This is a genomic window from Marisediminitalea alba (assembly GCF_002993365.1).
GTDB lineage: Bacteria > Pseudomonadota > Gammaproteobacteria > Enterobacterales > Alteromonadaceae > Alteromonas > Alteromonas alba.
Map to the genome: position 1 here is coordinate 1 of NZ_PVNP01000009.1, position 7,298 is coordinate 7,298.

The 7,298-nt window shown below is 47.1% G+C and carries 9 protein-coding genes; 3 read left to right on the forward strand and 6 right to left on the reverse strand.

All coding sequences use genetic code 11. The features are described 5' to 3' along the window. Window positions 1-94: 94 nt before the first annotated feature. Window positions 95-979: an IS982 family transposase gene (locus C6Y40_RS01145; RefSeq protein WP_105932938.1), complete on the forward strand. Its 885-nt coding sequence runs from the start codon at window positions 95-97 to the stop codon at window positions 977-979. 33 nt (window positions 980-1,012) lie between these two features. Further along, entirely contained in the window at window positions 1,013-1,330 is a 318-nt protein-coding gene (locus C6Y40_RS01150; protein WP_105932939.1) for a hypothetical protein, read from the forward strand. Window positions 1,331-1,417: 87 nt separating this feature from the next. Here C6Y40_RS01150 and C6Y40_RS01155 read toward each other — a convergent pair whose 3' ends face one another. Genes C6Y40_RS01155 through C6Y40_RS01170 form a run of 4 tightly spaced genes read right to left on the reverse strand, consistent with a single transcriptional unit; the run spans window position 1,418 to window position 5,586 of the window. After that, window positions 1,418-1,837: a group I truncated hemoglobin gene (locus C6Y40_RS01155; protein ID WP_170308381.1), complete on the reverse strand. Its 420-nt coding sequence runs from the start codon at window positions 1,835-1,837 to the stop codon at window positions 1,418-1,420. Further along, window positions 1,831-2,667 carry a DUF3034 family protein gene (locus C6Y40_RS01160; RefSeq protein WP_105932940.1) on the reverse strand — a complete coding sequence of 279 codons (837 nt, stop codon included), beginning with the start codon at window positions 2,665-2,667 and terminating at the stop codon, window positions 1,831-1,833. The genes C6Y40_RS01155 and C6Y40_RS01160 overlap by 7 nt, the downstream gene beginning before the upstream one ends. A 10-nt stretch (window positions 2,668-2,677) precedes the next feature. Further along, window positions 2,678-4,999 (reverse strand): bifunctional diguanylate cyclase/phosphodiesterase, encoded by a 2,322-nt coding sequence (locus tag C6Y40_RS01165; protein ID WP_105932941.1) that lies wholly within the window; start codon window positions 4,997-4,999, stop codon window positions 2,678-2,680. Then, window positions 4,996-5,586 (reverse strand): methylamine utilization protein, encoded by a 591-nt coding sequence (locus tag C6Y40_RS01170; protein ID WP_146129466.1) that lies wholly within the window; start codon window positions 5,584-5,586, stop codon window positions 4,996-4,998. The genes C6Y40_RS01165 and C6Y40_RS01170 overlap by 4 nt, the downstream gene beginning before the upstream one ends. A gap of 326 nt (window positions 5,587-5,912) precedes the next feature. Between C6Y40_RS01170 and C6Y40_RS01175 the strand changes: the two genes are divergently transcribed. After that, window positions 5,913-6,707 (forward strand): SDR family NAD(P)-dependent oxidoreductase, encoded by a 795-nt coding sequence (locus C6Y40_RS01175; RefSeq protein ID WP_105932943.1) that lies wholly within the window; start codon window positions 5,913-5,915, stop codon window positions 6,705-6,707. Here C6Y40_RS01175 and C6Y40_RS01180 read toward each other — a convergent pair. After that, window positions 6,700-6,948, reverse strand: a complete 249-nt coding sequence (locus tag C6Y40_RS01180) for a hypothetical protein (RefSeq protein ID WP_105932944.1) — start codon at window positions 6,946-6,948, stop codon at window positions 6,700-6,702. The genes C6Y40_RS01175 and C6Y40_RS01180 overlap by 8 nt on opposite strands. A gap of 44 nt (window positions 6,949-6,992) precedes the next feature. Then, window positions 6,993-7,298, reverse strand: a 306-nt coding sequence (locus C6Y40_RS01185) for an IS1595 family transposase (RefSeq protein ID WP_146129467.1), incomplete at its 5' end; no start/stop codon positions are given.

Consider the following 7,298-nt stretch of genomic DNA (forward strand, 5'->3'; position numbering starts at 1 on the left):
TAACCCCAATCCTGTTTAAGAAATTGAACTAAATGCCTGTTCCCAGATCGGATCTTTCGACCAAGAACGATTCAATCAAACAAAAGGAACAGGCATGAAGAAGTTAGTAGAATTATTTTGCGATGTCGATGATTTTTGCAAAGTGTTTATCCCTCAATGGCAAAAGCAGCTGCTGGAAGACGGTACTCGAAAAAGACAACGAGCTTGCCGTATGTCAATGAGTGAAATGATGACCATTATTATCGGTTTCCACATGTCACATCATCGTGATTTTAAGAATTATTACTTGGGGTATGTTCACGCTTTTTATCGTAAAGACTTCCCTGTTCTACTCAGTTACACGCGTTTTTTAGAAGTGATGCCTCGTACTATTGTCCCCATGTGTGCCTATTTTAGTTCGCTTAAGGGCAAGCCTACAGGCATCGAATTCATTGACTCAACGAGTTTAAAAGTCTGCCACAACATTCGCATTCCCAGACATAAAACCTTCGACGGAATTGCACAAAGAGGAAAAGGCACCATGGGCTGGTTTTATGGTTTCAAACTACACTTAATCGTCAATCATCACGGCGAAATAGTCGCAGCAAAAGTGACGACGGGTAATGTTCATGACACAAAACCTGTTGAGGAATTAGCTCAACATTTACCGGGTAAATTGTACGGAGACAAGGGCTATTTAAGCAAAGCACTTGAAGCTAATTTATTTGATAAAGGCGTCGAACTTATCACCACGGTTCGCAAAAATATGAAAGCAAAAGCGATGTCTTTATGGGACAGAGCAATGCTTTCAAAACGCTTCATTATTGAAACCATCAACGACCAATTGAAGAACATTTCATTCATTGAGCACTCAAGACATCGCAGTATGAACGGTTTTACGCTTAATCTGATGGCAGGCCTGGTTGCTTACTGCCTCAAGGAAAACAAGCCATCACTTGATATTACTGATGTTGAGCGTAATTCAATGGTCGTGGCTTAAGCCGATCTCGGGTTACATAGCCCGGAGATCCTAATGAAATATGCAGTGCTCTTTGCACTTTCTGTTACCTTCTCTGTCAGTGCCAGAGGCAGTGTCACTTCAGAACAGCTGGAGGCGTTCAAAAGCTCAATAAAACAGGGGTGCATAGCCCGTGGTATCGAACGTCAGGATAACCATGCGGTAGCCTTCTGCAGCTGTATGGACAAGGTATTAAGAAGTGCACTGTCTGATGCTGAGTTTGCAGGAATAGCCGAACAAGTGGCGGCGGGAAAGCCGATAAGCCAGATTACCTCCTTTAAAGCTCTGATACCGGAAATTGCACGGTGTAAAGAAGTGGATAGTAAAGCCTGAACGATTATCCCACAGACAAAAAAATCCCCGCCAGATTGCGGGGATTTGTTTAATCAACGCTGAATGACTGATTCTGCTTCTCTGTGCTCAGAGATACAGCATTTGCTCGCGGGTATGAGTCATTCGATTAATCAGTTTATTCTGCACGGTATGGGGGACATTGGCTTTATTCATGGCGTTAATGAATAAATCTACGGTCAGATTGAAATCAGCCTCGGTGATGTTCATACCGCCGTGTACCTGCTCCATGGTATCGCCCGAATAGCTGCAGGGGCCGCCTGAAAAAACGCACAGCTGCTCGGCAAACTTTTCCATAAAGCGGTCGATGTCGGTGTCTGCGAAATAGGGCAGGATAGTGTCGTTGTACTCGATTTCATAAACAAAGTTCTCAACGATTTCGTTAATTTTTGCCTGGCCGCCCAGTTCTTCATACAGCGTGTCAGAACGACTGGCACAGCCGCTCAGGATTGCTACACAAGCAGCAATGACCAACAGTGGTTTTACCATAACTGACCTCCCACAGATAAATACAAGCCTTTCTGGCCGGTAGCGCCGGCAATGCTGCCTAAGTCGGCCCACGCCAAGGTAAAATTAACATTCTTAGACGGGATATAAGTCACAAAAACATCCATCCAGTCATCTTCACCAAGCCCCAGGTTGTCGGGCTTCTGGCGATATTCTATTCCTGCCGCGAAATGACGGGAAAACAACACGCCAAGGCTGCCTTCCAGCATCAGTTCATAATCGCTGTTTTGCGGACCGCCGAAACCCAGCAGACCCAGCTGATTTGCTTTGGTCAGCCGGCCGGTAAGGTTCCAGACCAGGTTATAGCCGCCAGCGGCGCCCAAATGGACTTTTGTAGCAGCCAGGTAAATATCAGTGCCTGAGGTGTCTTCACTGCCCACCAGATTGGCCACAGCGGTGTCTTCAAGATCCTTATACTGCACACCCGCACTCAACTGCGGCCAGTCAGAGTAAACAACATCGCCGTAGAGCTTAAACTTGGCGCCGTAAACCGTCTGCGCTATCTCGCCGCCAAGGGTTGTTAGATCAAACACGTGACGAGCTACACTGAATTCTGCGCGGTCATACAAAGACACGCTGGCTCCGAGTACGTTAAGACGGTAATCATCGAGGTTCACCTGGGTGATAAACGCATTGGCTGACACCTCATCCTGAGTATCGTAACCCGATAAGGTGGCCCAGGGCACAATGCCGCCACCGCCGCTGCCTTCCAGCTGGTTAAGGCCCGCGGTGCCAATCAGTTTACCGTCACCGGCGCAGGCCAGGCCGGTACAGAAAATAAGGATACTGCTTATCAGTTTTGTTAGTCGCACGCAAAACTCCCTAGTGTTGGTAATAGTCAGATGAAGCCAGCCAGTCAATCAGTCCGCCAAGTGGTAGCGGGCGACTAATATAATAGCCTTGTGCAGTATCACAACCCCATTCAGCCAGGATCTCCATGGCATTAGCATCTTCTACACCTTCCGCCACAACTTCTAAATCAAATATGTTAGAAAGGCTTAGCACAGTATGTACGATTTGCTGATCTTCAGTATCGGTGCTGAGGTTGAGTACAAACGCTTTGTCAATTTTAATCGCTGATACGGGTAAATTCTTTAAATACGCAAGCGATGAATAGCCGGTGCCAAAATCATCTATAGCAATACTGAAGCCCTTATCCTGCAAAAATTGCAGGTTGGCGATGGCAATCTTAGCATCGGCTACCAAATCGCTTTCGGTGATCTCTAGGGTGATATTATCGGCGCTTAATTCATTGGCATCAAGTAAGGCAATGAGCCGTTCAAGTAATGGCCGGTTTTGAATATCCTGGGTCGACAAGTTGACCGCCGGTTTGATATGTATCTGATGCTCACGGAGTATCAGGATATCGGCAACGACCCGATTAAGTACCCAGTCGGTCACCTGCTCAATAAAACCCGCCTGTTCAGCAATCTCAATAAATTCATCCGGTGGAATAAAGCCAAGGCGCTGGCTGTTCCAGCGGATAAGCGCTTCAAGGCCGTTTACCTGACGAGTTTCAAGACTAATCTTAGGCTGATAAACCAGCGATAATTCATCCTGCTCACTCTGCAGCACTTCTTTTAATTCAGTGATAATACTCAGGCGTCGCAGATAACGCTGCTCTATTTCTGAGCTGAACTGGAGCAGCCAGTTAGCGCCCATTTCTGCTTCATCGAGCAGAATATTCATGCGCCGGAAAAGATCCTGCGCGTTATCGGCATCAGCAGGGCAGTTTACCACGGTGAATACCAGTTTAATTGGCATTACCAGCTGTTGAGTGGCAACCGGTTGTTCCAGAATCGTATGGAAGGTTTCCAACTGTTCGTCAGTGAGTGGCTCGTTAGCAAACCACACGAGCTCACCACCGGATAAGCGGGCCGCGGTGCCACGCCAGCGTTTAATTCGCTCAGCAATTGAAATAATGCAGGTATCGCCATTGGAATAGCCATACAGATCATTAATGGTTCTGAAGTCGCGGATATTAATGCCGATAACCTGCAAAGACTCACCGGCATCCAGGCGCTGCTGAATAAGCTCTTCCATGTAACTGCGGTTATACAGGCGGGTTAGCATGTCCAGCCGCGACTGCATCAGAATGCGCTGCTCACGGCTTTGAATACTGTCTTTCATGCGCACAAAGGCGTCCGACAGTTCGTTAATCTCCTGTAAATGCCCGGAGGTTTTTACGCTTTGCTCGTAATTACCGTCAGCCAGATGATTGGCTGCAGTGACTAAGCTGGCCACTGGCTTGTTGACCCGGCTGGCCATAAACATTGATAGCAACATAGAGCCGGCGATAGCCAGCAAAGAAATACCAAGGATATTAAATTGCAACTGGGTAAAATTATCAAAGTGGGTTGATACGTCTACCGCTAGTGTTATTGATACTTCATTACTTAACGTGTCGGGCAATTTGATGTCGCGGGTCAGGTAAGGGGTATCCCGTGAAAAGGTTACATCAAACCAGTTCAGGGTTTGCTTATCGGCATTGATTACTCTCTGTGCCTGAATGTAAGGCAGGCTGCTGTGTAAAACAACATGAGCGCCATTTACCGAACGCTTCGAAGAAACGATGATATCAGCCTGAATGATTTTTTTGACCTGCTTTAAAAACGCATCGCCGTCCATAAAACCAATACCGGCAATGGCAATGGGGTTAGGGGCATAAACCGGCAACATAATTACCTGGTACAGGCTGCCGTCTACAATGATGGCATTCTCAGAACCACCGCCTTCGAGCACTGCGTTAATGATATCGGGGTAAGGGAATTCGCTGCCGCGGGCAAAATAACCCGGCTGGCTTTCCAACACCTTACCGGATAAGTCGGTCAGCATCATAAAGTCTGACTCAATACGCTGACCGTGATTTTGTAATACACTTTGAATGGTTGGAATGTCGCCGGTAGCAACCGCCTGTTTAAAGCCAAAGTCGTCGGTGAGTACCCTGGCAGAGTTGAGTAGCTGTTCGCTGCGATCCTGAAGCAATTGCTCCAATACAGAATTGGCGACTTCGATATTTTTAGTCACCTGATTGAAGGCGGTTTTTGAGGTGACTGTCCAGACGTTCCCCAGGATCATCGACGCTGTGATAAAAATACCAATAAACAGTATCTGAAACAGCGACTGACGGAGGGTAACGGTCATTGGCGCTTAAACTTGCTATTGCCGAATACCCGCTTGGATGTTTCCAGTTGGGCAACTCGTGGCAAAGTGATTGTGACCGGCTCGTCACCGCCGGTTAGCGCATAGGGCAATCGCTCAAGGTGGTTAACGGAGAGGTCTGGATGCCAAATCAGTATTTCACCTTGCGCGGTGGTTATTTCGGCCTGACCATTTTGGTTGGTTTGCCACGAGGGATTGCTATCTTTTACATAAATAAACCCTAGCATGGAGTCGTGGATATTACAGCCAAGCACCACGATCCCCGATTTGTCGAACTGCACGGGCGGCACAGAGTCACCGGCATAGAGTTTAATTTCAAAAGGTTTAGGCTGAGAGAAACTATAAACGTGATGGCGGATGTTGTCGCTATTGGGAAACACCACTGTGCGGCCCTGTTCGATAACCAGCGTGGTGGGCTCAAACTGGCGATTTACCTGATCCATAATAGCCGGTTGCCGGGAAGGGGCAGGCAGGTTTGACTTTTCTCCGGCGGCCGCTGCCACGCTGATCACAGCATCAATAAACGGTCGGCCTTGTTCGTCAACCACCGTAATGGTTTTCGCAGTCACCACAGCACTACTGATTAAACTTATACTAAGTAGCGTTATTTTTAAAAAAATTTTTAAGATAATCATATTCTTGTGTGCTTTATACAACCCAAAGCATCGACCTGCTTTCAGCAAGACAAAAGCAGTCTCTAAACACAGACTCACACATTAGCAACATTGCCTGAAGCTATGCAATAGTTATTTAGAAGGAGGTGTTTGCAAAACCTGCTCTGACTGCATCAGGCATGATTCTATTCCTTCGAATACTCCGTTCCACAACCACTTATGACGAAATTCCATCTTCGGCGTATAACTTATCTCGCCCTACAAAACATGGAGTTTAGCAAATGAAAATCGATTTACATGAAAAAGTGGCAATTATTACCGGTTCAACAGAAGGTATCGGACTGGGAGCAGCCAAACAGCTTGCTCAATGCGGCGCAAAAGTTATCGTTAACGGCCGTACCGAACAAAAAGTTACGCAGGCAGTGGATGCGGTGAAGCAGGCAGTTGCCAACGCTGACGTATCGGGTGTAGCGGCAGACTTAAGCACTGCAGAAGGTTGCAACAAGCTTATCAAGGCGGTACCAGCTGCAGATATTCTGGTTAACAACCTGGGCATTTACGGTACTCAGGACTTTTTTGATACTGACGATGACACCTGGCAGCAATATTACGATGTGAATGTGATGTCGGCAGTTCGCCTCAGTCGTCATTATGCGCCAGCCATGGTTGAAAATAGTTGGGGCCGGATCCTGTATGTGGCATCTGAGTCTGCGCTGAATATTCCCGGCGATATGATTCATTATGGTGTAAGTAAAACCGCGTTGCTTGGTTTATCCCGGGGCCTGGCGAAACGTCTGGCTGGCTCCGGTGTGACCGTGAATGCAGTGTTGCCCGGGCCTACTCTGAGCGAGGGCGCGCAGGCATTCCTGGCGCAATCAGCTGAAGAAAATGGCATTTCTATTGAGGAAGCCGGGGTGAAGTTTGTTATGGAAAATCGCCCGTCATCGGTGATCCAACGCATGGCAACGGTTGAGGAAGTGGCCAGCATGATCACTTACACTTGCTCGACACTGGCGTCAGCCACCACTGGCAGCGCACTGCGTGTAGACGGTGGGGTGGTCGACTTTATTATGTAACCTTGTTGGCGGATGCCGCAACTGCGGCATTCTCCTTTGCCGGGTCAGGTACAATGCCGGTTTTAATAAAGGAATTGAGCAACGCCGACAAATCGATAATATGAACCACATGGGAGTAATTTTGTTGCAGGGCCTGCAACTTTTCGTACACATCCAGATCAATGCGTGACAACAGCGCTAGTCGTTGCTTGGACATCGGCGTGCTCACCGATTCATTTTTCTGGCATTCAATTCCCGCCACATAAAGCTGAGTTTCTTCTTCTTCCAGTGATTGTTTAATTTTGGCTATGTTCGGATTAACTGTTGTTGAATCGAAAAGAGCCTGTTTTCGTTAAGGTTTTCTGGAGTATCCATAAACCTGAACCAACCTAGGTAGTGTTCCAAGTATTTTGTGGCTACTCCGTGAAACCGTTTTATCCACGCTTTCAGACGGCTGTGATAGGCGTTAACATTTTGAATGTGAAAGACTTTATCTATCACCTTAATTCCTCCTGCCACATCTAAGCGCTTGTGTATTAAATCATTTTTCTCAGAAAGAGCTATGTAGGGCTTATAGCCATCACTACACAACACACTGTCTTTCTCTAATTT

Bases quoted from the DNA above. Each gene is read 5' to 3' on its own strand.
- C6Y40_RS01145 (WP_105932938.1), top strand. From the start codon at position 95: ATGAAGAAGTTAGTAGAATTATTTTGCGATGTCGATGATTTTTGCAAA.
- C6Y40_RS01150 (WP_105932939.1), top strand. From the start codon at position 1,013: ATGAAATATGCAGTGCTCTTTGCACTTTCTGTTACCTTCTCTGTCAGT.
- C6Y40_RS01155 (WP_170308381.1), bottom strand. From the start codon at position 1,837: ATGGTAAAACCACTGTTGGTCATTGCTGCTTGTGTAGCAATCCTGAGC.
- C6Y40_RS01165 (WP_105932941.1), bottom strand. From the start codon at position 4,999: ATGACCGTTACCCTCCGTCAGTCGCTGTTTCAGATACTGTTTATTGGT.
- C6Y40_RS01175 (WP_105932943.1), top strand. From the start codon at position 5,913: ATGAAAATCGATTTACATGAAAAAGTGGCAATTATTACCGGTTCAACA.